Annotated in this window: 27 protein-coding genes; 16 read left to right on the top strand and 11 right to left on the bottom strand. The window is 74.0% G+C overall.

Features of this window, described 5'->3' with window-relative positions; all coding sequences use genetic code 11:
- The 3 genes from ACERUN_RS04700 to ACERUN_RS04690 form a co-directional block, all read left to right on the top strand.
- A partial coding sequence (locus ACERUN_RS04700; RefSeq protein ID WP_370288615.1) for an LLM class flavin-dependent oxidoreductase occupies window positions 1–694 on the top strand: 694 nt, incomplete at its 5' end.
- Window positions 694–1,536, top strand: a complete 843-nt coding sequence (locus tag ACERUN_RS04695) for a crotonase/enoyl-CoA hydratase family protein (RefSeq protein ID WP_370288614.1) — start codon at window positions 694–696, stop codon at window positions 1,534–1,536. The genes ACERUN_RS04700 and ACERUN_RS04695, both read left to right, overlap by 1 nt.
- Window positions 1,537–1,674: 138 nt before the next feature.
- A complete protein-coding gene (locus tag ACERUN_RS04690) occupies window positions 1,675–3,543 on the top strand; it encodes a serine/threonine-protein kinase (protein WP_370288613.1) in 1,869 nt (622 codons plus the stop codon).
- Between the two features lie 34 nt (window positions 3,544–3,577).
- On the opposite strand, the gene ACERUN_RS04685 is transcribed toward ACERUN_RS04690, so the two are convergent.
- The 3 genes from ACERUN_RS04685 to ACERUN_RS04675 form a co-directional block, all read right to left on the bottom strand.
- On the bottom strand, window positions 3,578–4,435 hold the full coding sequence (locus ACERUN_RS04685) for a hypothetical protein (protein WP_370288612.1): 858 nt from the start codon (window positions 4,433–4,435) through the stop codon (window positions 3,578–3,580).
- A gap of 98 nt (window positions 4,436–4,533) precedes the next feature.
- On the bottom strand, window positions 4,534–5,139 hold the full coding sequence (locus ACERUN_RS04680) for a C40 family peptidase (RefSeq protein WP_370288611.1): 606 nt from the start codon (window positions 5,137–5,139) through the stop codon (window positions 4,534–4,536).
- Window positions 5,140–5,551: 412 nt separating this feature from the next.
- Window positions 5,552–7,000: a glyceraldehyde-3-phosphate dehydrogenase gene (locus ACERUN_RS04675; RefSeq protein ID WP_370288610.1), complete on the bottom strand. Its 1,449-nt coding sequence runs from the start codon at window positions 6,998–7,000 to the stop codon at window positions 5,552–5,554.
- Window positions 7,001–7,180: 180 nt separating this feature from the next.
- Here ACERUN_RS04675 and ACERUN_RS04670 point away from each other — a divergent pair, with 180 nt between their 5' ends.
- Both ACERUN_RS04670 and ACERUN_RS04665 read left to right on the top strand, forming a co-directional pair.
- On the top strand, window positions 7,181–7,675 hold the full coding sequence (locus ACERUN_RS04670) for a MarR family winged helix-turn-helix transcriptional regulator (protein WP_370288609.1): 495 nt from the start codon (window positions 7,181–7,183) through the stop codon (window positions 7,673–7,675).
- Window positions 7,676–7,883: 208 nt separating this feature from the next.
- Entirely contained in the window at window positions 7,884–8,249 is a 366-nt protein-coding gene (locus ACERUN_RS04665; protein WP_370288608.1) for a hypothetical protein, read from the top strand.
- On the opposite strand, the gene ACERUN_RS04660 is transcribed toward ACERUN_RS04665, so the two are convergent.
- The 3 genes from ACERUN_RS04660 to rpsR all read right to left on the bottom strand — a co-directional run bounded on the left by ACERUN_RS04660 (window position 8,239) and on the right by rpsR (window position 10,051).
- Window positions 8,239–9,330, bottom strand: coding sequence for a GTP-binding protein (locus ACERUN_RS04660; RefSeq protein WP_370288607.1), 1,092 nt, complete (start codon window positions 9,328–9,330; stop codon window positions 8,239–8,241). The genes ACERUN_RS04665 and ACERUN_RS04660 overlap by 11 nt on opposite strands.
- 123 nt (window positions 9,331–9,453) lie before the next feature.
- The gene (locus tag ACERUN_RS04655) at window positions 9,454–9,732 is read right to left on the bottom strand and encodes an HU family DNA-binding protein (RefSeq protein WP_370288606.1); all 279 of its coding nucleotides are present in this window, start codon (window positions 9,730–9,732) and stop codon (window positions 9,454–9,456) included.
- An 82-nt stretch (window positions 9,733–9,814) separates the two neighbouring features.
- Window positions 9,815–10,051, bottom strand: coding sequence for a 30S ribosomal protein S18 (gene rpsR, locus ACERUN_RS04650; RefSeq protein ID WP_370288604.1), 237 nt, complete (start codon window positions 10,049–10,051; stop codon window positions 9,815–9,817).
- Window positions 10,052–10,240: 189 nt separating this feature from the next.
- Between rpsR and ACERUN_RS04645 the strand changes: the two genes are divergently transcribed.
- Complete coding sequence (locus tag ACERUN_RS04645; RefSeq protein ID WP_370288603.1) at window positions 10,241–11,200, top strand: permease; 960 nt, start codon at window positions 10,241–10,243, stop codon at window positions 11,198–11,200.
- Entirely contained in the window at window positions 11,185–11,973 is a 789-nt protein-coding gene (locus ACERUN_RS04640) for a TIGR03943 family protein (RefSeq protein WP_370288602.1), read from the top strand. The genes ACERUN_RS04645 and ACERUN_RS04640 overlap by 16 nt, the downstream gene beginning before the upstream one ends.
- On the opposite strand, the gene ykgO is transcribed toward ACERUN_RS04640, so the two are convergent.
- The 4 genes from ykgO to ACERUN_RS04620 are packed head-to-tail and all read right to left on the bottom strand — an operon-like array spanning window position 11,954 to window position 13,650.
- Entirely contained in the window at window positions 11,954–12,076 is a 123-nt protein-coding gene (ykgO, locus tag ACERUN_RS04635; protein WP_345262226.1) for a type B 50S ribosomal protein L36, read from the bottom strand. The two genes, ACERUN_RS04640 and ykgO, sit on opposite strands and share 20 nt — an antisense overlap.
- Window positions 12,077–12,080: 4 nt before the next feature.
- The gene (gene rpmF / locus ACERUN_RS04630) at window positions 12,081–12,284 is read right to left on the bottom strand and encodes a 50S ribosomal protein L32 (RefSeq protein ID WP_370288601.1); all 204 of its coding nucleotides are present in this window, start codon (window positions 12,282–12,284) and stop codon (window positions 12,081–12,083) included.
- A complete protein-coding gene (locus tag ACERUN_RS04625; protein ID WP_370288600.1) occupies window positions 12,284–13,366 on the bottom strand; it encodes a GTP-binding protein in 1,083 nt (360 codons plus the stop codon). The genes rpmF and ACERUN_RS04625 overlap by 1 nt, the downstream gene beginning before the upstream one ends.
- Window positions 13,363–13,650, bottom strand: coding sequence for a type B 50S ribosomal protein L31 (locus ACERUN_RS04620; RefSeq protein ID WP_370288598.1), 288 nt, complete (start codon window positions 13,648–13,650; stop codon window positions 13,363–13,365). Before ACERUN_RS04620 ends, ACERUN_RS04625 begins: the two co-directional genes overlap by 4 nt.
- Window positions 13,651–13,737: 87 nt before the next feature.
- Here ACERUN_RS04620 and rpmB point away from each other — a divergent pair, with 87 nt between their 5' ends.
- The 5 genes from rpmB to ACERUN_RS04595 all read left to right on the top strand — a co-directional run bounded on the left by rpmB (window position 13,738) and on the right by ACERUN_RS04595 (window position 16,888).
- Window positions 13,738–13,974 carry a 50S ribosomal protein L28 gene (gene rpmB, locus ACERUN_RS04615; protein WP_370288597.1) on the top strand — a complete coding sequence of 79 codons (237 nt, stop codon included), beginning with the start codon at window positions 13,738–13,740 and terminating at the stop codon, window positions 13,972–13,974.
- Entirely contained in the window at window positions 13,974–14,144 is a 171-nt protein-coding gene (gene rpmG / locus ACERUN_RS04610; RefSeq protein ID WP_370288596.1) for a 50S ribosomal protein L33, read from the top strand. Before rpmB ends, rpmG begins: the two co-directional genes overlap by 1 nt.
- The gene (rpsN, locus tag ACERUN_RS04605; RefSeq protein ID WP_370288595.1) at window positions 14,144–14,449 is read left to right on the top strand and encodes a 30S ribosomal protein S14; all 306 of its coding nucleotides are present in this window, start codon (window positions 14,144–14,146) and stop codon (window positions 14,447–14,449) included. The genes rpmG and rpsN overlap by 1 nt, the downstream gene beginning before the upstream one ends.
- Before the next feature lie 76 nt (window positions 14,450–14,525).
- Complete coding sequence (locus tag ACERUN_RS04600; RefSeq protein WP_370288594.1) at window positions 14,526–15,899, top strand: YibE/F family protein; 1,374 nt, start codon at window positions 14,526–14,528, stop codon at window positions 15,897–15,899.
- Between the two features lie 110 nt (window positions 15,900–16,009).
- Window positions 16,010–16,888, top strand: a complete 879-nt coding sequence (locus ACERUN_RS04595) for an alpha/beta hydrolase-fold protein (protein WP_370288593.1) — start codon at window positions 16,010–16,012, stop codon at window positions 16,886–16,888.
- 119 nt (window positions 16,889–17,007) lie between these two features.
- On the opposite strand, the gene eccCa is transcribed toward ACERUN_RS04595, so the two are convergent.
- Window positions 17,008–21,117: a type VII secretion protein EccCa gene (eccCa, locus tag ACERUN_RS04590; RefSeq protein WP_370288592.1), complete on the bottom strand. Its 4,110-nt coding sequence runs from the start codon at window positions 21,115–21,117 to the stop codon at window positions 17,008–17,010.
- 149 nt (window positions 21,118–21,266) lie between these two features.
- Here eccCa and ACERUN_RS04585 point away from each other — a divergent pair, with 149 nt between their 5' ends.
- From ACERUN_RS04585 to ACERUN_RS04570, 4 genes are all read left to right on the top strand, one after another.
- A complete protein-coding gene (locus ACERUN_RS04585; RefSeq protein WP_370288591.1) occupies window positions 21,267–22,703 on the top strand; it encodes a hypothetical protein in 1,437 nt (478 codons plus the stop codon).
- A gap of 194 nt (window positions 22,704–22,897) precedes the next feature.
- Entirely contained in the window at window positions 22,898–23,224 is a 327-nt protein-coding gene (locus ACERUN_RS04580) for a WXG100 family type VII secretion target (RefSeq protein ID WP_370288590.1), read from the top strand.
- Between the two features lie 42 nt (window positions 23,225–23,266).
- On the top strand, window positions 23,267–23,563 hold the full coding sequence (locus tag ACERUN_RS04575; protein ID WP_370288589.1) for a WXG100 family type VII secretion target: 297 nt from the start codon (window positions 23,267–23,269) through the stop codon (window positions 23,561–23,563).
- A 287-nt stretch (window positions 23,564–23,850) separates the two neighbouring features.
- Window positions 23,851–24,288, top strand: a 438-nt coding sequence (locus tag ACERUN_RS04570) for an EsaB/YukD family protein (protein WP_370288587.1), incomplete at its 3' end; no start/stop codon positions are given.

Raw genomic sequence — 24,288 nt, 5'->3', positions numbered from 1 at the left:
GGTGTGGCGCCGCGAGCCGGTCGAGTTCCGCGGCAAGCACTACACGGTGCCCCTCACGAAGGACGACGGCGGCTCGGGGCTGGGCAAGCCGCTGAAGATCATCAACCACCCGGTGCGCTCGGAGATCCCGATCGCCGTGGCCGCGCTCGGTCCGAAGAACGTCGCGCTGGTGGCCGAGCTCTGCAACGGCTGGCAGCCGCTGTTCTTCCACCCCGGCAAGGCGCAGAAGGCGTGGGGCGAGTCGCTGGAGGAGGGCTTCAGCAAGCGCGACCCCGCCCTCGGCGAGCTCGACATCCAGCTGCAGATCGCCTACCACCTGGGCGACCCCGGCCCCGAGGCGATGCAGGCCGTCCGCAACCAGCTGGCGCTCTACATCGGCGGCATGGGCGCGCGCGACAAGAACTTCTACAACCAGCTCGCCTGCCGCTACGGCTACGAGAGCGAGGCCAAGGAGATCCAGGACCTCTACCTGTCGGGCCAGAAGGCCGACGCCGCCTCCGCCGTGCCCGACGACCTCGTCGACGCCGTCACCCTCATCGGCGACGAGGACGAGGTGCGCCGCCGGCTCCGGGCGCTGTGGGACGGTGGCGTGCGCACGCTGCTCATCAACCCGCTGGCGCCCACGCCCGAAGCCCGCGTGGAGCAGGTCCGCGCCCTCGCCGGCCTCACCTCCGAGCTGAAGGCAGGCGCCTGATGGCGGGCGAGGCGACCGCGCAGCCGACGGGCGAGGACCGCGCGCTGCCGGTCGAGCGCGACGGGCACGTCGCCGTCCTCACCCTCGCCGGGCCGGGCGGCAAGCCGGTGATGGACGACCGCTTCTTCGACGAGCTGCACGTGGCGATCACCTCCCTCGACGCCGACCCCGAGGTGCGGGCCATCGTCATCACGGGCGGGCGCAACTTCTCCTTCGGCCTCGACCTCGGGGCGGCCTTCGCGACCTTCGCCCCGCTCTTCGAGGACGCCGGCGCCGGCGCCCGCGGTGAGCTGCTGTCCCTCATCCGGCGCTGGCAGCACGCCCTGGACGCCGTGGCCAGCGCCCGCACCCCCACCATCGCCGCCATCGGCGGCTGGTGCATCGGGGGCGGCGTCGACCTCGCCGCCGCCTGCGACATCCGCGTGGCCAGCGCCGACGCGACGCTCAGCGTGCGCGAGGCCAAGATGGCGATCGTCGCCGACCTCGGCAGCCTGCAGCGACTCGTCGGCATCATCGGCGACGGTCACCTGCGCGAGCTCGCGCTCACCGCCGACGACATCGACGCCGAGCGGGCGCTGAGCATCGGGCTCGTCAACGACGTCCACCCCGACCTCGAGGCCACGCTGGACGCCGCGAAGGCGCTTGCCGCCCGCATCGCCGCGAACTCGCCGCTGGTGCTCGCCGGTGTCAAGGACGTGCTGGACGCCGAGCGGGCCCCGCGCATCGAGGCGGGCCTGCGCTACACGGCCGTGTGGAACTCCGCGTTCCTGGTGAGCGACGACCTCAAGGAGGCGCTCACCTCCTTCGCCGAGCGTCGCGAGCCCCGCTTCACCGGTCGCTGAGCCGCAGCCGGTCGAGGAGGCCGGCTGCGGCCGTCCTGGACCCCCATTTGCCTCGCCCCTGCCGGTGACGGACCATCGTGTCGGCGGGTCGCTGCTCGGGGGCCCGTGGCCGCCCGGATTCACAGAAGGACGTCTCGGATGAGTGGTGCAGAGCCCCAGGTGGGCGACCGCCTCGGTCGCTACAAGCTCGTCGAGGTCCTCGGTCGCGGCGGCATGGGCACCGTCTTCCGGGCCCGCGACGAGGCGCTCGAGCGCGACGTCGCGGTGAAGGTCATCCACCCGCAGCTGGCCGTGGAGGGGGAGTTCCGCGAGCGCTTCCGTCGCGAGGCCGTGCTGCTCTCGGCGATGGACAGCCCCCACGTGGTCGCGGTCCACGACCACGGCGAGCAGGACGGCGCCCCCTACCTCGTCACGCAGCTCGTGCGCGGCGGCGACCTCCTCGCCCTCGTGCGCGCCCAGGGTGCGCTGGCGCCCGCGCGGGCGGTCGACCTCGTCGGCCAGGTGCTCGACGGGCTCTCGGACGCGCACGCGGCGGGCGTCGTCCACCGGGACGTGAAGCCCTCCAACGTGCTCCTGCGCGAGGACGGCCGGGTCGCCTACCTCTGCGACTTCGGCATCGCCACCTCGCCGGGCAGCGAGATCACCCGCACGGGCGCGCTCGTCGGGTCCACCGCCTACATGGCACCCGAGCGGCACGATGGCGAGACCGCCGCGTCGGCGGGGGTCTCCTCCGACGTCTACGCCGCCGGATGCCTGCTGTGGCAGCTGCTCACCGGCTCGCAGCCCTACGTGGGTACCGAGGGCGAGATCGCGATGGGCCACCTGCGCGGGCCGATCCCGCAGCTCCCGGGCGGCACGCCGTTCGTCGACGGTCTCAACGCCGTGCTGCGCCGCGCGATGGCCAAGGACCCCGCCCAGCGCTACCCGTCGGCCAAGGCGATGGCGCGCGAGCTCGCAGCGCTCGAGCCCCTGGTGCCGGGCGGTCTCGTGCTGCCCGACGTCACCGCGATCCGCCAGCCCGTGATCGCCGCCCCCGAGCCCGCCTCGGCCGCCCGCTCGCCCTGGCGTCGGGTCCTGGTCACGGCCGCGGTCGTGGCGCTGGTGGCCTCGGGCGTCTACGTCGGCTCGCGGCTCGGCGGCGTGCCCGTCGGGCCGTCGGTGCTGGCCTCCGACTCCGGCGACGCCTCGGCGTCCCCGACCTCCGAGTCCCCCGCTCCGTCCTCGTCGTCGTCGGCAGCTGGCCCGTCGTCCGCCGCGTCGTCCGCTGCGCCCGGACGTGAGGTGTCCGGCGGTGCCGGCGGGTCGTCGTCCACGGTCGAGGGTGGCGACGCGGTGCCGCCGGGAGTCGCCGACGGTGGCGATCCGGCGCCCGCCCCCGCGCCTGCCGGCTCCGCGGGCGACGGCGCCGCGGGCACCGGGCGCACGAGCACCGGCACCCGACCGAGCGCCTCGAGCCGTCCCACCCGCGCCGCCAGCCCGGCACCGACGCGCGCGGCACCGGCGCCGGCGCCCACGCCGAAGTACCGCTGCTGGAACGGCACGAGGGCGGTGAAGCTCTCGTCGTGCCCGCTGCCCACCGGCCGCGCCGGCGCGGAGTGGGTGTTCCCCGGCTTCGCGAAGGTGAGCGGCTGCACGCGGGCCACGCGCGCGTCGTCGGCGTTCGTCGAGGGCTGGACCTGCAGGACCAAGAACCCCAACGGCACCTACCGCTACCTCAGCGTGTCGCGGTGGACGTCGCCCTCGCCCGCGTGCGACCACTTCTGGAGCTCCTACGACAAGGGCACCCGGTTCCGCGGCGACTGGACGCTGGGCGGCAAGGTAGCCGGGCGGCGGATGAACGGCACGCAGAACAAGGGCAAGATCGTGCACTCCTCGCGGGTCTACATCGGCAACGGCACCAACGCGTGGGCCGTCTCCGCCTGGGGCACGAGCGACGCCCAGCGCGACGCGATGCTGGGCAAGGTCGGCTTCCGCAAGCCGGCCGACTTCCGCGGCGTCCCGCTCTGATCCTGGTGCGTCGGCGTCGGTGTCGGCGCCGGGCTCAGGCGCCTCGCCGCCACGGCCCGCGGACGACGTCGATGTAGCGCTGCTGCGCGGCCGGCACCACGACGGGCCGACCGGGCGGCTTGATGAGCATCGTGAACGCACCGGCGAGCTTCGCCGCGCGCAACCGGCGGTAGGAGGCCTCGACCCCGCCGAGGGCGTAGAGCGTCTTGACCTCGATCGTCAGCCCGAGCCGCCGGGCGAGGGCGAGGATCGCGGTGTAGGTGCGCGGATCCTCGAAGGCCGGACCCGTCTTGACCTCCCACTCCATCCCCGTGAAGCCCGCGCGGGCGACCGCGCGCACCATCTCGTCCATGCGCAGGATGCGGTAGGGCGGGCGGTCGGCGGTGCGCAGGGCCCGCACCTGGTGCCAGGTGAGGTCGCGCCAGCGCGTGCCGTCGGTGTAGCGGCCCTGCGGGTCGAAGCCCTCGGTGTCGATCTTGTCCCAGTGGGTGGCGATCGGCACGACCGGTGCCCACCGCCCGTCGCTCAGCCTGCCCCGCGCGTAGTTGCAGTCGATGTCGATCCACTCGTAGCCGCGGGCGCGGGCGAAGGCGAGACCGCGCTCGGAGTTCTCGAAGCGGTAGGGCTGCCCGGGCCCGCGGTGGTAACGGCGGCGCGGGGGTGCCTGCCGGGTGATCGTGCTCGGCTCAGCGGTGGGCGCCGCCGTGGTCGGTGCTGCTGTGCTCGGCGCCGGCCTGACCGGGCTCGGGTCGACCGTCGCCGACGGTGCTGCCGTCGTCGTCGGGGCGGGCGGCGCGGCGGTCGGCTCCGGCTGCGGCGGGATCGCGCTGCCGCAGGCCGCCGTCAGCGTCAGGCAGAGCGAGGCGACCGAGACGGCAGCGAGGGTGCGCACCGGCGGAGCGTAACCGCTCCGGCTGGTGCGCACCCTCGCGACGAGGCCTCGCTCTCGAGGCCCGACCGTGTGGTCGGTGGTGGCGTGCCGAGGTCGCCTCAGTAGCGGGGGCGACCGAAGAAGATCGAGTCGCTCCAGATCCGCGAGGTGCCCACCGGGGTGCCGGGGCGCGAGGCGTGGAAGATGCGGTGCTTCCCGGCGTAGATGCCCACGTGGTAGACGCGGCCGCCGCTGGTGAAGAACACCAAGTCGCCGAGGCGGGGCTTGCCCACGCGCTTCACGGCGCCGGCCTGCGCGCCCGAGGTGCGGGGGAGCTTCTTCCCGATCTTCTTGTAGGCCCAGCGGGTCAGCCCCGAGCAGTCGAAGGCGCGGGGTCCGGTGCCGCCGTAGCGGTAGGCCGAGCCCGCGCGGGACTTCGCCGCCCGCAGCACGGCGATGCCGAGCCGGACGGCGCGCTTGTGCCGCGCCTGCACCGCGCGCTTGGCGCGGGCCTCGCGGGCGGCGGCGACGCGGCGTGCCTCGGCGGCACGCTCGGAGTAGGTGGTCGTCGTCCGCGCGGCGGTGGTGGACGACGTGGCGACGGCGCCGGGCGCCGCGCTGGCGGTCACCGTCGGGACGGTGAGGAGCAGGCCGAGCGCCACGAACGGCGCGACGATGGACAGCACGAGATGGCGCGCCGAACGGCGCGCTCGAGTGAGCGACATGCGTTGTTCTCCACAGCGGCGCCTGCGAAAGGTGACCTGTCGGGCTTGGTCTGCTGGTGACCAGGAGCAGTGCTCCTTCGCCCCGAGCCGGGCCTGGTGGCCGCGGCGTCCTGCGTGGTTCTCCCGTGCCCGTGATGGCGTTGTTCTGCGTCGTCTCGACTGTCACGGGCCTCGGCGCAGACAAGACGGCCCACCCGAGGTCGGGCAGGACTGTCCGACACTCAACCTTCTCGATCGCGACCACGCAAAGATTCAGGGCCTTTTCAGGGCGTGGTGATGATCACGCACCCGACCGCTCATCTCCGCTCCCCCGTGGACGACGGACGCCGGCCGCCCGCGGTGGGCGACCGGCGTCCGGTGGGTGCTGCGGTGGTGCACCGGCGCCGGCCGGCGCCCGGTGCGAGAGGCGGGGTCAGACCTTGGGGAGCGTCGGGTACTCGACGCCGGAGATGTGCTGCACGGTGCGCACCACCTGGCAGGAGTAGCCGAACTCGTTGTCGTACCAGACGTAGAGGATCGCGCTGTCGCCGTCGACGATGGTGGCGTTGGCGTCGATGATCGAGGCCGCGCGCGAGCCGACGAAGTCGGTCGAGACGGCGTCGGTGGCCTCGGTGTAGTCGAGGTTGCGCGCCATCGCCCCGGTGAGCGAGGCGGTGCGCAGGTGGGTGAGCACCTCGTCGCGGGTGGTCTCGCGCTTGAGCTGCAGGCTCAGGATCGCGATGGAGACGTCGGGCGTGGGGACGCGGATCGAGTTGCCGGTGATCTTGGCGTCGAGGTCGGGCAGCACCTTGGCCACGGCCGAGGCGGCACCGGTCTCGGTGATGACCAGGTTGAGCGGCGCGGAGCGGCCGCGGCGGTCGGCCTTGTGGTAGTTGTCGAGCAGGTTCTGGTCGTTGGTGAAGGAGTGCACGGTCTCGACGTGGCCGCGCACGATGCCGAACTCGTCTTCCATCGCCTTCAGCGGCGGCACGATGGCGTTGGTGGTGCAGGAGGCGCAGGAGAGCACCTTCTCCTCGAGGTCGACCTCGCGGTGGTTGACGCCGTGCACGATGTTCGGCACGTCGCCCTTGCCCGGTGCGGTGAGGAGCACCTTGGCGATGCCGGGGCGCAGGTGGCCCGAGAGCCCCTCGCGGTCGCGCCAGATGCCGGTGTTGTCGATGAGGATGGCGTTGTCGATGCCGTACTCGGTGTAGTCGATCTCCGCGGGGGAGTTCGAGTAGATCACCTGGATCACGTTGCCGTTGGCGATGATCTGGTTCTTCTCCTCGTCCACCGTGATCGAGCCGTTGAAGGCTCCGTGGATCGAGTCGCGGCGCAGCAGCGAGGCGCGCTTCTTCAGGTCGTCGCCCTTGCCCTTGCGCACCACGACGGCGCGCAGGCGCAGGCCGTTGCCCGAGCCGGACTTCTCGACAAGCAGGCGCGCCACGAGGCGCCCGATGCGGCCGAAGCCGTAGAGGACGACGTCCTGCGGGCCGGGCGCGGACGCCTTGTTCTCGCCGATCGCGTCGGCGAGGGCGGTGGCGGCGAAGTCGGCCACCGACACGTCGTTGCCGGCGGCCAGCTCGGCCTTGTAGGCCTTGAGCAGCAGCGCGAGGTCGATCTTCGCGGCGCCCAGGTCGAGGGTCGCGATGGCCTCGAGGAAGGGGAAGGTGTCGACGACCGAGAGCTCCTCGCCCTCGATCATGCGCGCGAAGCGGTGGGTCTTCAGGATGGAGATGACCGACTTGTTCACCAGCGAGCGGCTGTGGAGGAGGATCGTGACGTCCTTCTCGCGGTGCAGCTTGCCGACGATCGGGATCATCGCCTCCGCGAGCTCCTCGTGGTGCTTCCAGCGGGCGAACTTGTCCTCGATGACGCTCACGTCTTCCCCTCGGGCCAGGCGATGAAATCGCCTGATGGTAGGCCGGGGGCGGTGAGACGCGCCCAATCCCGCCTGATTCTGGACCGAGTGCGATCGGTCACAGCGGCCTGTTCGCCGTGCGTCGAGGGCGGGGCCGGCGAGGTGGTGGACGTGTCAACATCTCGGAGTAGGGTGGAGGCGATGACCGAGACGACGACCGCGAACCCCGCCCACGCCTGGCTGGACGACGACCAGCAGCGCGCCTGGCGCGGCTGGCTCGACGTCCACGCCCAGCTGACCGCGCGCCTCAACCGGCACCTGCAGGCCACCACCGGCCTCTCGCTGTCGGACTACTCGGTCCTCGTCGAACTCACCTCCCCGTGCGCGAGCGACGGCTCGCTGCGGATGTTCGAGCTGGGCGAGCGGCTGCAGTGGGAGAAGAGCCGCCTGTCCAAGCAGGTCAGCCGGATGCAGCAGCGCGGGCTCCTCGCCCGCCGCGACTGTCCCGACGACCGCCGCGGCGCCTTCGTCGACATCACCGACGCCGGCCGTGCCGCCATCGCCGCCGCCGCCCCCGAGCACGTCGCCCTCGTGCGCGAGCTCTTCTTCGACGGCGTCGACCCCGTCGACGTCCGCCGCCTCGCCGACTTCACCGACCGCGTGCTCGGCCGCCTCGCCCACTCCGATCTCCCCTGATCGGGAGGTCGCCGGCGCGGATGAGATTCACCGGGTAACCGGTGAATTTCGTGCTTGTCGCATGAAGCTTCATGCAACAAGCACGAGATTCGTATGACCAGTCGGCCCCGACCCCCTCGTGGACGACGCCCGCCGCCGCCGGCGGAACCGGTCCCGATGCCGCTGCGTCCCACCCTCGACCGCGGACACCGCGACCCAGGAGGCGGCCGTGCCCGAGATCGACCGAGGCACGACGCGACTGAAGCCCACCCGCACCGGCGCTGCCGTGGCGGTCGTCGTCGTCGCGGCCGCCGTGGGGCTCGGTGCCGTCGCCGGCTCCTCCGCGCGCGAAACCGCCCGGTCGGCTGCGCCCGTCGCCTCCTGCGCGGGCGTTCTCGTGTGGCAGGGCCGCGAGTACCTGCCGGTCGCTTGGGGTGAGGCGCCCGGGTCGATGGCCGTGCGGCTCGGCGATGCCGAGCGCCCCGCCTGCGACGATGGAGGCGGCGCGGTCCCCGCGGCACGCGTGGGCGTCTGGGCCGGTGGCGCCGACCGGCTGGTCGACCGCGACGGCCTGGTCTACGCGCCTACTCGCTGAGCAGGCGGTGCCGGCGCAAGCGCCGCAGCCCCGCGGCGTCCGGGCGCGTGGACGACGTGAGCGCGGCGCCGAGCAGCGGTGCCACCGTCGCCGGGTCGAGGTCGAGTCCGATGGCGACGAGGGTGCTCTGCTCGGGCGGAGGGCAGCGGTGCACGTGCACCTGCCGTCCGACCACGTGGACGACGTACCCCGCTCGCCGCTGCGCGGTCTCCTGCACGCCCACCACGCCCTTGAGCCGGTAGGCCCGCGGCGGAGGCGACTCGAGGAGGTCGACCAGCGGGCCCGGCGCCACGGGGCCGGGCGTGCTCGCGGTGGCCGAGGCGGCGTGCGCGTGGCCGTGCCCGTCGTGCCCGTCGTGTCCGTCGTGCCCGTCGTGCCCGCCCGGCACCTCGTGGCGCTCGCTGTCGGCCGCGAGCGCGGCCTCCTGCTCGGCCCTCAGCAGCGCTCCCAGCGGAAGCTCGTCGGGAGGGTCCTCGAACTCGGCGACGTCGTGGAGCAGCGCCGGGTCGAGTCGCCCTCGGTCGGCGCGCACGAGGTGCACGTCCGGGTTGGCCTCGCGCACCCGCGCCTCGATCGCGGCGAGCGTGGCCTCGCGCCCCTCCGGCGGGAGCAGATCGCTCTTGGTGACCACGACGAGGGTGGCCACGGAAAAGCGCGCGGGCGGCAGGCCGCCGCCGTCGTGGTGGTCGAAGTACTCGACGGCGTCGACGAGGTCGATGACGCCGCCGGGACGCACGCGTTCGACGCCGCTGTAGCGGATCATCCGCGCCAGCACTCCGGGCTCGGCGAGGCCGCTGGCCTCCACGATGACGACGTCCAGCCCGCGGCGCGGGTCGGTGAGGCGGGCCAGTGCGTCGTCCAGGCCACTCGCGTCGTCGAGGCAGCAGACGCAGCCGCCCGCGATCGACGCCGTCTCGTCGACCTGACCGCTGACGAGAGCGGCGTCGAGGTTGATCGCCCCGAAGTCGTTGACGATCACTCCCACGCGAGCGCCGGGACGACGCAGCAGGTGGTTGAGCAGGGTGGTCTTGCCGGCTCCGAGGGGGCCGGTGAGGGCCACGACGGGGACGCGGTCGGTCATGTCGGCGATCCTAGGCAGCCACTCGTCCGTGGGACGGCCCCGGTGCCGATCGCCCAGGCGCGCCCGACTCAGCTCGACTCAGCTCGACTCAGCTCGACTCGGCTCGACTCAGCCCAGCCCGACTCAGTGGGTGGAGACCTGACGATTGAAGGCCGCCGCGGGCTTGAAGGCGGGGCTCACGCTCGCGGCGATCTCGATGGCCTCGCCCGTCTGCGGGTTGCGTCCGGCGCGCGCGGCCCGGTGACGCGGCTCGAAGGTCCCGAAGCCGGCGATCGTCACGGCGTCGCCGTCGGCGACCGCGCTCGCGATCGTGTCGAGCAGGGCGTCGAGCGAGGCGGCGGCCGTGCGAGCGTCGAGTCCGGTGCGCTCGGCGACGGCGGCGATGAGGGCGGTGCGGTTCATGGGGACTCCTGGTCGGATCGGGTGGTGGCGAGGGGCAGGCGAGGCGCAGGGTCAGGTGCAGGGGGAGGCGAGGCGGCGCGCGTCAGCGACGACCGGAGTACGGCAGGAGGGCGACCTCCCGCGCGATCTTGATCGCGCGGGTCACCTCGCGTTGCTCCTGCGGGTTCAGGCCGGTGAGCCGGCGCGAGCGGATCCTGCCCTTGTCGGTGAGGAAGCGCTGGAGCAGGTCGACGTCGCGATAGGCGACGTGGTCGACCCCGGCCTCGCGCAGGGGATGGCGGCGGGCACCACGGGGGCGGTGGCGTGGAGCAGGTGGCATGCCGCGACCCTAAGTGAGAATGATTCTCATAACAAGTCGCGGATGTGGAGAACCGAGTGTCGGCTGTCGACCGCGCCGTGTCTCGCCTAGCCTGGCTCGGTGATCTCGGACAACTCACTCAGCGAGACCGGCCGCGGAGCCCCGCCCGGTCCAGCCGGTCCAGCCGGTCCAGCCGGCCCGGATGTCGGCGTGGATCGTCAGGTGCTGCTGGTCTTCGTCGCACTGGTCGGCGCCGTGCCGCTCGCCCGTGTGCTGGGCGACCGCCTCGACGACGCCGCCTTCCAGGCCTGGTCCACCGTCTTCCTCGCGGTGGTCGTGCAGTCCATCCCGTTCCTCGTGCTGGGGGTCGTCCTCTCCGGCCTCATCTCCGCGCTGCTCTCCGAGCGCATGGTCGCCAGGGTGCTGCCCCGCAATCCGGTGCTCGCGGTACCGGTGGCCGGTTTCGCCGGCATCGCCCTGCCCACCTGCGAGTGCGCGGCGGTTCCTGTAGCCGGAGGCCTCGCGCGGCGCGGCGTGCCGCCGGCCGTCGCGCTCACCTTCCTGCTCGCTGCTCCTGCGGTGAACCCGGCGGTGATCGTCTCCACCGCGGTGGCCTTCCAGGGGCGCACCGACATGGTGCTGGCCCGCTTCATCGCCTCGATGCTGCTCGCCGTGATCATCGGATGGATCTACGTGCTGCTGCAGCGCCGCGTGCCCGCGCTCCCCATGCCGCGCATCGGCGGGCGCGGGCACGGGCACGACGCCGAGACCCGCTCGGCCCGCTTCCTCGCGGCCGCCTGGCACGACCTGCTCCCCGCTGCGGGGTTCCTGGTGGTGGGCGCCATGATCGCCGCCGCGATCAACGTGCTCGTGCCGATCGAGGTCGTCGACGCCGTGGCCGATCGATGGTTCCTCGCGATCGTCGCGCTCGCGGCCTTCGCCTTCCTGGTCGCGCTGTGCTCGGAGGCCGACGCCTTCATCGCCGTGAGCCTGACCGCCTTCTCCGACACCGCGAAGCTGGTCTTCCTCGTGGTCGGTCCGGCGATGGACATCAAGCTCGCCGCCATGGAGGCCGGCCAGTTCGGACGCCGGTTCGCCGCCGTCTTCGTGCCGCTGGTCGTCGTCACCGCCACGCTCGTGGCCTCGATCGTCGGATGGGTGCTGCTGTGAACCGCAATGCGCAGGCCGTCGTCCTCACCGCTCTCGGCGCCGTCGCGCTGCGGGTGGGTATCAGCGACGAGTACACCCGCTACGTCAACGAGTGGATGCGCTGGCCGCTGGTGGCCAGCGGCGCGCTGATGGTGCTGCTCGCCTTCACCCGCGTGCTCGGTCGCGACGGCGAGGACGCCGACCACGCCCACCGGGCGAGCCCGGCCACCTGGGCGCTGCTCGTGCCGATCGCGGTGGCCTTCGTCGTCCAGCCGCCGGCCCTCGGTGCGTTCGTGGCCGATCGACGCGCCAACCAGGTCATCCCCGACAGTGCGCCCGCGGTCGCGCCGCTCGAGGCGGGCGCCGTCACCGACCTGCTGGTCTCGGAGTTCGTCGCGCTGGCGGCGACCTACGGCGACGACATCAGGGGCCGCGACGTCCGGCTCACCGGCTTCGTCACCCGTGCGGGTGACGACTGGTTCGTCACCCGGCTCAGCATCAACTGCTGCGCCGCCGACGCCGCCGCCTTCCGCGTGCGCGTGGACGACGCCCCCGCGCCGTCCGAGAACTCGTGGGTCACCGTGGTGGGCCAGTGGGTCGCCGGCACCGGCCAGGGGGAGGGCGAGACGACCCCGGCGCTGACCGCGAGCGAGGTCACCGCGATCGACGCCCCGCGGCGCCCGTACGAGTGCGCGGCGCGCCGTCCACGGACGGGGGTGGGGACGACGCGCCGCCGGGACCCGCGCGCGGCCGGCCCGCCGCGCGCGGGGCGCCTCAGCCCTGGCGGGCCTTGAGGCGGGGGTTCTGCTTGTTGATCACGTAGAGCCGGCCGCGCCGACGCACGACCTGCGAGCCCGGCTGGTTCTTCAGCGACCTCAGGGAGTTGCGCACCTTCATCTGCTCACCTCCCTCCCTGCGAGCCGCGTCGGGGGCGCCCCGTCGCGGGATCGACGAGCCCCGCGTGGACGGCGGCCACCAGTCGCCGCGGCACCCGGTACCCGACCCCGCCGACCTGCACGGGCACGAGGTCGGGGGCGGCCGCCTTCCAGGCCGATCGACGATGGCGGGTGTTGCTGCGCGACATCCGTCGCTTCGGTACCGCCATCACGCCACCTCGCGGATCGGTCCGAGCCACGGCTCGAAGCCGTCCTCGTGCACCCGCCAGGCGGCGTCGGCGAAGCCCTCGCGCAGCTCGGCATCGGTAGCGAGCAGGTGCTCGAACGCCGCGCGCAGGTGCGCCGGCGCGGCCCCCACGCCCGTGAGGACGACGCGCGTGAACGGCTCGTGGCGGCCCCACGGCCGCGCGTCGCCGATGCTCAGCTGGCCGCCGGCGCCGTCCCACTCGAGCACGCGGCCGGGGCGGGTCGGCAGCCAGAAGCAGCCGCGCGAGCGGTGCTCCCCGGCGCCGAGCGACTCCAGCGAGTCGAGCAGGCGCTCGGGGTGGAAGGGCCGCGAGGAGCGCAGGTCGAGGCGCCACACGCCCTCGCCCTCGAGCGGAGGGAGTTCCGCGGTGCGCGCCGGCTCGATCCAGGCCTCGGTGCGGCCGTGCTGGTGCAGGCGGGCGGTGAGCTGGGCGGACTCGAGTCCGTGGTCGCCGTCCACCACGACCGCGCCGGGGCGGGCGAGGGCGGCCACGAGTGCCCGCGCCTGGGGTGCGGCGGGGCTGTCGAGCGCGAGCACGTCGGCGTACTCCACCATCGCGGCCAGCACCTCGCCGACGCCACGGCGGTCGTCGGCGGCCGTGTGCCGACCGCGGTCGGCCAGCAGGTCCTCGCCCAGGAGGTCCTGCTCGATGCCCGCCGCGGCGAGGGCGGTCACGACCGCCGAGACGCGCAGGAAGCGGGCGAGGCGGGTGTCCCAGGTGAGCACCGCGCACAGGTGGGCCGGCTCGGCGCCCACCGGGAGGTGGGCCACGATCGAGCGCCACCGGCCGTCGCGGGCCAGCCGCTCGAGGGTCGGCAGCACGTCCTCGCGGATCGCGCAGCTCACGCAGGCATGCTCGAGCAGCGTCTCGTGGGTCTCGATCACGCCGGTGAGGTCGCTGACCGTGCGGGTCAGCACCCCGCGCTCGACGTCGATCGCGTGGCGCACCGCCACCGCGTCCGGCAGGTCGAACTGCAGGCCCACCATGGACGCCGCCATCGCGTCGGGGTCGATGCCGCTGAGCAGGACGACGGGCACCCTCATCGGCGCGCCCCCTCGTCGTCCGTGCCGGGGGTGGCACGGCGACCGTAGCGGCGCTCGAAGGCCTGGACCCGTCCCTCGGTGTCGAGCACCCGGCCGCGGCCGGTCCAGAAGGGGTGGCTGTGCACCGAGGTGTCGACATCGACGACCGGGTAGGTGGCGCCGTCGAGCTCGACGGTCGGGCCGGACGTCCGCCCGGCCAGGGTCGACCGGGTGAGCATCAGGTCGCCGGTGGCGCGGTCGCGGAACACCACGGGCCCGTAGGGCGGGTGGATGCCCTCTCGCATGGGATCCCTCCTCAGGGGTGATGGGAACGTGATTAGAATGAGAATCGTTCTCAACAGTGAACCACACCTCCGATGGAAGGAGAAGACGTGTCCCAGGTCTGCCAGGTCACCGGCGCCCGACCCGCCTTCGGCAATCACGTCTCGCACTCGCACCGCCGCACGCGGCGTCGCTTCGACGTCAACATCCAGCGCAAGCGCTACTGGGTGCCCTCGCTGGGGCGCCACGTCACGCTGCGGGTCAGCGCCCGTGGCATCAAGACCGTCGACCAGCGCGGCATCGAGGCCGTGGTGGCCGACCTGCGCGCCCGAGGGGAGCGGTTCTGATGGCCAAGCGAGGCAACGACGTCCGACCGATCGTGAAGCTGCGCTCCACGGCCGGCACGGGCTACACCTACGTCACCCGCAAGAACCGCCGCAACGACCCCGATCGGCTCGTGCTGTCGAAGTACGACCCCGTCGTGCGCCGCCACGTGGACTTCAGGGAGGAGCGCTGATGGCCAAGGCCTCGAAGATCGCGGCCCAGCGTCGCCGCGAGCGCACGGTCGCCCGCTACGCCGAGCGGCGCGCGGACCTCAAGGAGCAGATCCGACGCGCCGAGCCCGGGAGCGACGAGCTCGCGGACGCCGTCCGCGCCCTCGCGCGGCTCCCGCGCGACAGCTCGCCGGTGCGCCTGCGCCATCGCGACCAGGTCGACGGCCGCCCCCGCGGCTACGTTCGCAAGGTCGGTCTCTCGCGCATCAGGTTCCGCGAGATGGCCCACCGCGGCGAGCTCCCGGGCATCGTCAAGTCGAGTTGGTGACGGGGGTCTGGCTAGGTTCGGGGCGGGCCGCTCACGGGCGACCCGCCCCGACCACCCCAGTGAGGAGCCAGACCGAATGGGCGCCGGACATTCGCACGCGCACAGCCACGGCCACAGTGAGGGGGGCGGCCTGGACGACGCCTTCCGCGTCGGTTCCCTCGCACGCAGCCTGCTGCTGGGGTTCCTCGGCCTCGCGCTGGCCGCCACCATCGCGGGCCTCGTCGTCTGGCTGCCGCCCGGTGACACCGTCGACCGCGCGGCCGAGACGGGCGGGGCGGCCGCCCAGTTCGCCGCGCCCGGGGTCACCTTCCCGTCCGGCGAGATCACCGAGGTGGCTCCGCGCTGCGGTGGCCAGGGCCTGCCCGACGGGTCGGGCTGCAGCACCCTGACCGTGCGCGTGCCGGGCGAGGCGGAGCCGGTGCAGGTGCAGGTCCCCCCCGAGGTCATCGACTCGGGTCTCGGGCGCGGCGACACCGTCGAGCTGCTCCGCACCCCGCCCAGCGACGGTCAGCCCGCGTCCTACTCCTACTTCGCCACCGAGCGGCACGGCACCCTCGCGCTGCTGTTCGGCTTCTTCGTGCTGGTCGTCGTCGCGGTCGCGCGCTGGCGCGGCGTGTTCGCGCTGCTCGGCCTCGCCTTCGGCGGGGCGGTCGTGTGGTGGTGGATGCTCCCCGCCCTGCTCGACGGCACCACGGGCGTGGGGGTGGCGATGACCAGCGCGGCGGCGATCATGTTCGTCGTCCTCTACACCACGCACGGGTTCTCCCTGCGCACCAGCACGGCGCTGGCCGGCACCCTCGTCGGCATCGTGCTCACCGCCGGACTCGGCGTGGTGGCGGTCTCCGAGGCGCGCCTGACCGGCATCAGCGACGAGGGCGGCGCCATCCTCGCCACCTTCGGCGCCCTCGACTTCCAGGACCTCCTCGCCTGCGCGCTCGTGATCGCCGGCCTCGGCGTCCTCAACGACGTCACCATCACCCAGGCCTCGGCGGTCTGGGAGCTGCGCGCCGCCTCGCCGCTCGCCTCGCGGGCGCGCATCTTCGCCGGCGCCATGCGCATCGGACGCGACCACATCGCCTCGACGATCTACACCATCGTCTTCGCCTACGTCGGCACCGCGCTCCTGCTCCTGATGCTGCTGCGCGTCTACGACCGACCGCTGCTCGACCTGCTCTCCACCGAGCAGCTGGCCGAGGAGGTCGTGCGCACCCTCGTGACCTCCATCGGACTCGTGCTCGCCGTGCCGGTCACCACCGGCCTCGCCGCGCTCGTCGCCTCACCGCAGGGCGAGGTCGAGGACGACCCCGCCGACCTCGAGGACGTCGACCCCGCGCCGCGGCACCCCGGCGGCTCGGAGCGGCCGTCGTCCGAGGCGGGGGTGCCGGGGGCCCCGATCCCGCCGATCCCGCCGATCGCCACACCGCCGGGCGGCCGGCGCCGTAAGGTCTGAGCCGCGCGTCGTCTGCCCGACCGGTCGCCCCCCGCCGGCGCCGGCGAGGCTCGCGCGAGGAGGTGGCAGTGCCGACGTCAGCGGATCGCAGGAGCAGTCGTCGAACCGTCGTGACCGGTGCGGTGGCGGCCACCGCCGGTCTGGCGGCGGCGGGAGCCGGGATCGCCACGGGCCTGCTCCCGGGCCGTGCCACCGCGTTGCACCACCTCGGCATCGACGGCGCCGACGGCGTCGCCCCCGACGTCGCTCCCGGACCCGTGACCAGCGGCGTGCTCGTCTCCGCGGCGCGTCGCGGAGCACGCTGCGGCTGGAGCGTGGCGCGCCCGCCCGGAGCCGCGCGCGAGCTGCCGGTGGTCGTCGTCCTCCACGGTCGCGGTGGCGACCACACCTCCGCCTTCGCCCGCGACTACATGGCGCTCGACCGCTTCCTCGCCGCCGCCGTGGACGACGGCGTGCCGCCCTTCGCCCTGGCGAGCATCGACGGCGGCGACCGCTACTGGCACGCCCGCGCCGATGGCGACGACCCCGCCCGCATGGTCGTGGAGGAGTTCCTCCCGCTGCTGCGCCGCCAGGGCCTGGACGTCGGTCGGCTCGCCCTGGCCGGGTGGTCGATGGGCGGCTTCGGTGCGCTGCACATCTCCTCGCTGCTCACGGGCGGCGCGGCGTCCGAGCCCGTCGGCCTGCGGGCCGTGGCGGCGCTGAGCCCCGCGCTGTGGCACGACGTCGGCGACACCACGCGCGGGGCCTTCGACTCGGCCGAGGACCTCGCGGCGGTCACGCCGTTCGGTCGTCAGGAGACGCTGCGCGGGCTCGCCGTCCGCATCGACTGCGGGCTGGGCGATCCGTTCTGCGCGGCGGCGCAGGACTACGTGGACGGCTTCGCGCGTCGTCCACGAGGCTCGTTCGAGCTCGGTGACCACGACCGCGGCTACTGGCGCCGCATGGCCCGCCCCCAACTCGCCTTCCTCGGGCGCGCGCTGGCTGGTTGATCGGGCCGCACGCAGGGCGACTACTCGTATGAATCTCGTGCTGGTCGGCTGAAACTTCATGCGACCAGCACGAGATTCGCCGGTTCACCGGTGAATCCCAGCCGCCGCCGCCACGCCCCTCACATCGTCGGGTCGGTCCAGGCGAGCTGGACGACGTCGGTGCCGCCGTCGCGCGTGACGAGGCGTCCACGGCCGGGTTGGGCGGGGCCGGGGCGCAGGTTGCCGATGAGGGTGCCCTCGTCGCGGTTGCCCGAGAGCAGGACGCCGGGCATGGCGAGGTCGCGCATCGACTGGATGACCGGCTCGTAGAGCGCCCGTGACGCTCCGCCGGAGCGGCGGGCGACGACGAGGTGGAGGCCGACGTCGCGGGCCTGGGCCATGAGCGGCTGCAGGAGCGCGACCGGCGAGCTCTGCTGGGTGGCGACGAGGTCGTAGTCGTCGACGACGACGAAGACCTCCGCGCCCTTCCACCACGACCGCGCCCGCAGCTGCTCGGGGGTGACGTCGGGGCCGGGGATGCGGTTCTGCAGGTAGGTCGCGAGGTCGTTGAGCGCCGGTTGCGCCACGGTGGCCGAGGTCAGGTAGTTGAGCAGGAACTCCTCGGGCACCTCGCCCAGCAGCGTGCGGCGGTAGTCGACCAGGAGGATCTGCGCCTCGGCGGGTGTGCGGGTGCGCATGATCTCGTGGCAGTAGGTGCGCAGCAGGTTGGTCTTGCCCGACTGGCCGTCGCCGAAGACGAGCAGGTGCGGCTCGGCGTCGACGTCGAGGCCGACCGGGGCGAGCTCGCGCTCGTTGATCGCGAGCAGCAGTCGCCGCTCGGGCGGCGTTCCGGCCAGCGAGCGCACCTCGGCCAGCCCGATGCGGTCGGGGAGCAGGCGCAGCTTCGGGCCGTCCGGACCGCGCCACGCCTTCTGCACGGCCGAGACGAGCGCCTCGACGCCGTCGCCCACGGTGCTGGGGTCGGGCTCGGCGTCGATGCGGGGCAGGGCTCCGAGGAAGTGCAGCTTGCCGGGCACCAGGCCGCGCCCAGGACGGCCGGTGGGCACCAGCGCGGCGACCTTGCGGTCGATCTCGGAGTCGATCGGGTCGCCGAGACGCAGCTCGAGGCGGGTGCCCAGCAGGTCGCGCATCGCCGCGCGGAAGTCGGGCCAGCGCGTGGCGGCGGTGACGACGTGCAGGCCGAAGGTGAGACCGCGCCCCGCGAGCTGCTGGATCTCGACCTCGAGGTCGTCGAAGTCCGAGCGCAGGGTGCCCCACCCGTCGATGACGAGGAAGACGTCGCCGTAGCCGTCGTCTGCGCGCCCCTGGCCGCGACGGCGGCGGTAGGTCTCGATCGAGTCGATGCCCTGCGCGCGGAAGTAGGCCTCGCGCCGGTCCACGATGCCGCGCACCTCGGCGATGATGCGACGCACCACCTCGGGCTCGGCACGGCTGCCCACGCCGGAGACGTGCGGCAGCGCGGCCAGCGGTGCGAACGTGCCGCCGCCGAAGTCGAGCACGTAGAACTGCGACTCCAGCGGCGTCGTGGTGAGCGCGATGCTCGTGACGACGGTGCGCAGCAGCGTGCTCTTGCCGCTGCGCGGACCGCCCACGACGGCCACGTGGCCGGCCGCGCCGCTGAGGTCGACGGTGAGGGTGTCGCGTCGCTGCTCGCGCGGGCGGTCGACGGTGCCGAGCGGCACGGTCAGGCCGCCCCGGGCGCGCCAGGTGGGCGAGATCAGGCCGAGGTCGGGGTGGGGCGTGAGATCGGCCATGAGCTCGTCGAGGGTGTCGGGCACGTCGAGGGGCGGCAGCCACACCTGGTGGGCCTCCGAGCCGTGACCGCGCATGCGGGCCACCGCGATGTCGAGCAGGGAGTCGTCGTCGCCCGAGCGGCTCGGGGCCGCGACCACCGGCTCGTCGACGTCGGCCTCGAAGGTCTGCACCTCCGAGACCGTGAAGGGCAGGATGCCGCGCACCTTGCCGCCGCTGTCGCGGCTGACCCGGCGTCGTCCGACCTCGGGCGGGCCCGACACGTAGGCCGCCTTGAAGCGGATCATCTGGGTGGGGTCGGGCTTGAGGTAGCCGAGACCCGGCACGGCGGGGAGCTCGTAGGCGTCGGGCACGCCGAGCACCGCGCGCGACTCCTGCGCGCTGAAGGTGCGCAGGCCGACGCGGTACGACAGGTGCGACTCGAGGCCGCGCAGTCGCCCCTCCTCGAGGCGCTGCGAGGCCAGCAGGAGGTGCAGGCCGAGGGAGCGGCCGAGGCGGCCGATCGCGACGAAGAGGTCGATGAACTCCGGCTTGGCGCTGAGCATCTCGGAGAACTCGTCGACCACGATGAACAGCGACGGCAGCGGGGCGAGCTGGGCGCCGTCGGGGTCGCCGGAGGTGCGCGCGCGCTCGTAGTCGCGGATGGAGGCGAAGTTCCCGGCCTCGCGCAGGAGCTCCTGGCGGCGCACCATCTCACCGGCCAGGGCATCCTGCATGCGGTCGACCAGGGTGAGCTCCTGGGCGAGGTTCGTGATGACGGCCGACACGTGCGGCATCTCGGCCATGCCGGCGAAGGTCGCACCGCCCTTGAAGTCGACGAGCACCATGTTGAGCTGGTCGGGGGAGTGGGTCATCGCCAGGCCGAGCACCAGGGTGCGCAGGAACTCGGACTTGCCCGAGCCCGTGGCGCCGATGACCAGGCCGTGGGGGCCCATGCCCTGCTGAGCCGACTCCTTGATGTCGAGGTGCACCGGGCCCGCGCCGTCACCGAGACCGATCGGGATGCGCAGGCGGTCGCGCGCCGGGCGCGAGCCCCACGCGTTGCCCGGCTCGAAGCCGTGCACTTCGCCGAGCCCGAGGAGGTCCATGAAGTCGGTGGGCGCGTTGAGATCCGCCGCGTCGTCGCCGACGCTGGCGCCGGCGCTGGGTGTGAACAGCGGGGTGAGGCGGCGCCCGAGCGCCTCCGCGGTGGCGAGGCTGCACAGGTCGCCGCGCGCTCGCACCGGCTCGGTGCGCAGGCGCACGGCGGCGAGCGGCACGCTCTCGCGCACCTCGCCCGCCCCCGACGAGGACGACGCCGGGTCGTCGTCCAGGAGCTCGAGGCGCAGCGCCGTGGGCGAGTCCAGCTCGCCCCAGCGGGCGGGCAGGTCGAGCACGGTGACGCCGTGCAGTCCGTCGGGCGGCACGAGGTGGTTGCCGGGCGGCAGCTCGGCGCCATCGGTGACGAGCAGGATGTGCGGCACGGCCGGCCGCTCGTCGGCGCCGAAGCGGGGTCGCTCGCCGAGGTCGGGCGGGAGCATGGCGGCCAGGTCGGCCAGCGAGGTGGTGACCATGCGCGAGGGGCCGACAGCGTCGGTCTGGTGCGGGCTGTGGGCGTGCGGGAGCCACTTCGCCCAGTCCCACCGGGCCAGCGTGTGCTCGCCGGCGAGCACGGCCACGAGCAGGTTCTCGGGCGAGGCGAAGGTGGCGGCCGAGCACACCAGGGCCCGCGCCAGCGAGCGCGCGTCGTCCTCGTCGCCGCAGATCTCGACGCGGTCGAAGGCACGCAGGTCGAGGGAGGCCGGCAGATCGGGCAGCAGCCGGTGGACGACGAGCAGCCGGTGCAGCGCCGAGGCGGACGCCGGGTCGACGTCATCCACCGGGGCGCCCTGCGGCGGCACGAGGGTGAGCGCGAGCGGCTGGGCGCAGGTGCCGTAGCGCACCTGGAGGAAGGCCGGGTCGGTGGTCGAGCGCTCCCACACGCGGGTGCGGTCCTCGGCCACGGCCGGCAGCGCGGACGGCGCGGGGTGGGTCCAGGTGAGCGCCTCGCGCTGCTGGTCGGCGGCCTCGCGGGCGAGGTCGCGCACGGTGCCGAGGTAGCGCAGGTAGTCGGTGCGCGAGCCGCTGACCTGCTGCTGGCGCTGCTTACGCTGCCGGTCGATCTGCACCACGATGAAGCCGACTGTGGCGAACAGGAACATGCCGGCGGCCACGAAGCGCAGCCCCGAGTTGCCGTTGCCGCCGCCGAGACCGGCCACGAGCACGATCGAGCCGAGGCTGCCGAGCATCGGGATGGCGTTCATGGCGACGCCGGCCGCGCCCTCGTTGGGCTGCAGCTGCGGCGGCGGCTGGATCTCGAGCTCGCCCGAAGGCATCTCGGGACGCTCGCCGCGGCGACGCTGGGTCAGGCTGGCGGGGCCTGCGTGGCGCCCGGCGCGCGAGACCGCTGCGGAGCCGGGGCCCGCGCCCGGGACGGAACGCTGCATCTGCTCGGTCACACCCGCTCCTCACGGCCCGACCCGGATCGGTCTCGCTGCCGAGGATAGGAGAAGGGCGCGGGCGGGTAGGGAGGCACGGAGGCAGGGTTACCCTGCCTGCGGCGCCGTGAATCCTCCGGCGCCGCCCGAACCCGACCTCGGGAGGACGCATGCCGGGCACGGCCGGGACCCACGGCGCCGAGGGCGCTCGGCGCGCCGTCGCCGCTGCGACGCCTCGCCCCGCGGGGGGTACGGCCCTCAGCGTCCACGGCCCCTTCGGCGTCCTCGACCTCACGGTTCCCGACGGCGCGACGCTCGCCGACGTCGCTCGCACCTACGCCGCCGAGACGGGGTCGCGCGACCTGCTGCCCCTCGTCGACCGCGGGGGAGCGCCGCTGCCGATGAGCAGCAGCATCGCGGCCGCCGGACTGGTCCCGGGCTCGGTGCTGGTGGCCGTCGATCCCGCGGCGCGCCCGGCACCGCCGCGCCGACGCGTCGGTGGCATCGAGCGTGGCGACGCGTTGCGCCCCGGCGCCGCCTCGGCCGCGGTCCTGGCCGTCGCCGCCGTCGCCGCCCTCCTCGCCGGGTGGACGACGTCGCGCCTGCCCGCCGACGAGCGCTGGCCCTACGTCGCGCTCCTGTTCGCCGCCGCCGCGCTGGGCGCGCTACCGGTGGGTGTGCTGGCCGGGCAGCGGGTGCTGGCTGCGCCCGCCTTCGCCGCCGGCGCCGCGTTCGCGCTGACCCACGGGGCCGGCGCCGACCGGCTGCCGCTGAGCGTCGGGGTGGCCGCCCTGGCGGCGGCCGTGGCGGCCGCGCTGGGGCGGGCGCTGGCCGATCCCGAGGCGGGCGCCGAGGAGGGCCTGCGGGTGTGGATCGTGACCGGTGTGCTGGTGTTCGCCGCCGGCGCGCTCGCGACCCTCACCTCCACCGCGCCGGCCGTGGTGTGGGCGGTGCTCTTCCTCGTCGCCGTGCTCGCCGCCCGCTTCGTACCCGAGTTCGCCGTCGACGTGCCCGACAGCTACCTCCTCGACCTCGAGCGCCTCGCCGTGACCGCCTGGTCGGCCCGCGAGCGCCCGAGCGGACGCCGCGGGCGCGCCGTGGTCGCCCACCGCGCGGTGGTCACCGTCGCGGCCCGCGGCACCCGTCTCGTGGACGCCGCGTCCGTCGCCGTCCTCGCGGTGATCGCGCTGGCGGCGCCGCTGCTCCTCGCCACCGCGCCGGGTCCGGTCGACCGCATCGGGGCGCTGTGCCTGACCGGTTTCGGTGCCGCGACGCTGCTGCTCGGGGCCCGCAACTTCCGCCATGCCCGCGCCCGCGCGCTCCTGCGCCTGGCCGGGCTCGTCGCCCTCGGCTCGACGGCGCTCGCCCTGCTCGGACTGGTGCCGGGCGTGGCCCGGGCCGACGGTCTCACCGCTGCCCTGCCGTTCCTCGGCGTGCCGCTCGCGGCGGTGCTCGTGCTCGTCGCCGTGGTCGTCGGGCGCGGGTGGCGCTCGGCCTGGTGGGCGCGTCGCGCGGAGGTCGCCGAGGCGGTGTGCGGGTCGGCGGCGGTGGCCTCGCTCGTGGTCGCGGTCGGCCTCTTCCGGCACCTGTGGGAAGTCACGGGCTGAGGTTTAGCCCCGTCCGCGCCGGGGGTAGCACCCCTGCGTCGGCTTCTTGGCAGTGCTCGGGGAGCCACGACAGCGCGGGTCACGGCTCGCGGGCGGGGCCCGGCAGGTGTGTCCCGCTGCATCCACCGCATCGTTTGGCCCCCGGGCCGGGCGCACGAGCAGGTCGGCGGCCACCGCCGAGCGAAGGAGCAGACATGAGCAGTTCCAGCAACGAGTTCGGTCACGCAGAGGGCGCGCTCAAGCAGATCGCCGAGCGCATCACCCAGGCCAAGGACGAGTTCAACCGCCACTCCGCCACCCTCGACGGCCAGATCCAGGGCCTGCGGGGCAAGTGGGAGGGCGACGGCGGCCGCGCGTTCATGACGCTGCACAACGCGTGGACCGAGAAGCACAAGACCATCACCCTCGCGCTCGACAAGTTCCACGCCTCGCTCACCGAGACCGAGGCCGACAACGTGTCCGTCGACCAGCAGGCCGGCAGCACCATGGGCACCCTCAACAGCAAGCTCGGCGCGCTCTGAGCGCGGCTCGGCGACTCCCCACCACAGATCAGGAGACAGAAGATGAGCTTCGACGGCCTTCGCGTCAACCACGCTGAGCTCGACGCCGCCGCCCAGAACATGTACGCCACCGTGCAGAAGCTGGACGAGACCCTCAACAACCTCGAGTCCGACATCGCCCCCAAGGTCGCCACCTGGTCGGGCAGCCAGCAGGAGTCCTACCGCTCGGCCAAGGCCGCGTGGGACCGTGCGATGCAGGAGATGCGCGACCTCCTGGCCCAGAGCAAGCAGTCGGTCGACGACTCCAATGCCGACTACGCCGCGGCCGACCGCCGCGGTGCCGACCGCTTCAGCATGTGAGCCCCGCGTCGTCCGCCGCCCGTCGAGGGCCGAGCAGCGGACGACGCCCGCGCAGCGGAGGGGCCGGCGCGAGCCGGCCCCTCCGTCGCGTCCGGGGCCGGGGGACCCGGCGTGTCACGATGCCCCCGGTGACGCCTGGCGCCCGCCCTGCACCGCCCGCCGTTCCAGCCCGTCCCAGCTCGTCCCAGCCCGTCCCAGTCAGTACAGCCCCGTTCGACCAGCGACCGCGCCCGCTCCCACGGGCGCCGTGCCCCGGCAGTGCGCCGGAGGCGAGGAGTGAGCCAGCGATGACAGCCGTAGGACGCCCCACCTCGCCCGCAACCTCGGGCCTCGTGCGGGTCACCGTCACCTCCGGCACTCGCCGCGTCGACCTCGTGCTGCCCGGAGCGATCCCCGTCGCGGAGCTGCTCCCGGAGCTGGCCCGCGCGGTCGGCCTGCTCGACCCCACCACCGTGCACGGCGGCTACCGCGTCGTCACCGCCGACGGCCGCCGCCTCTCCCCCGAGAGCGGCCTGACCCTCCAGGGCGTCGAGGACGGCGGCCTGCTCACCGTCAGCGCGGGTGTCGACGAGCCGGCGCCCCGCGTCTACGACGACGTGGTCGAGGCGATGACCGACGTCGTCGAGAACGACCTCCAGCCGTGGCGACCCGACGCCGGACGCCGCACCGCGCTGGTTGCCGCCGCCCTCGCGCTCGCGCTGGCCGCCGCCGCCCGGCTCGTGCCG

The sequence above is a fragment of the Nocardioides sp. genome, assembly GCF_964229035.1.
Taxonomy (GTDB): Bacteria; Actinomycetota; Actinomycetes; order Propionibacteriales; family Nocardioidaceae; genus Nocardioides.
This window is presented reverse-complemented; position numbering and strand designations above follow the sequence as displayed.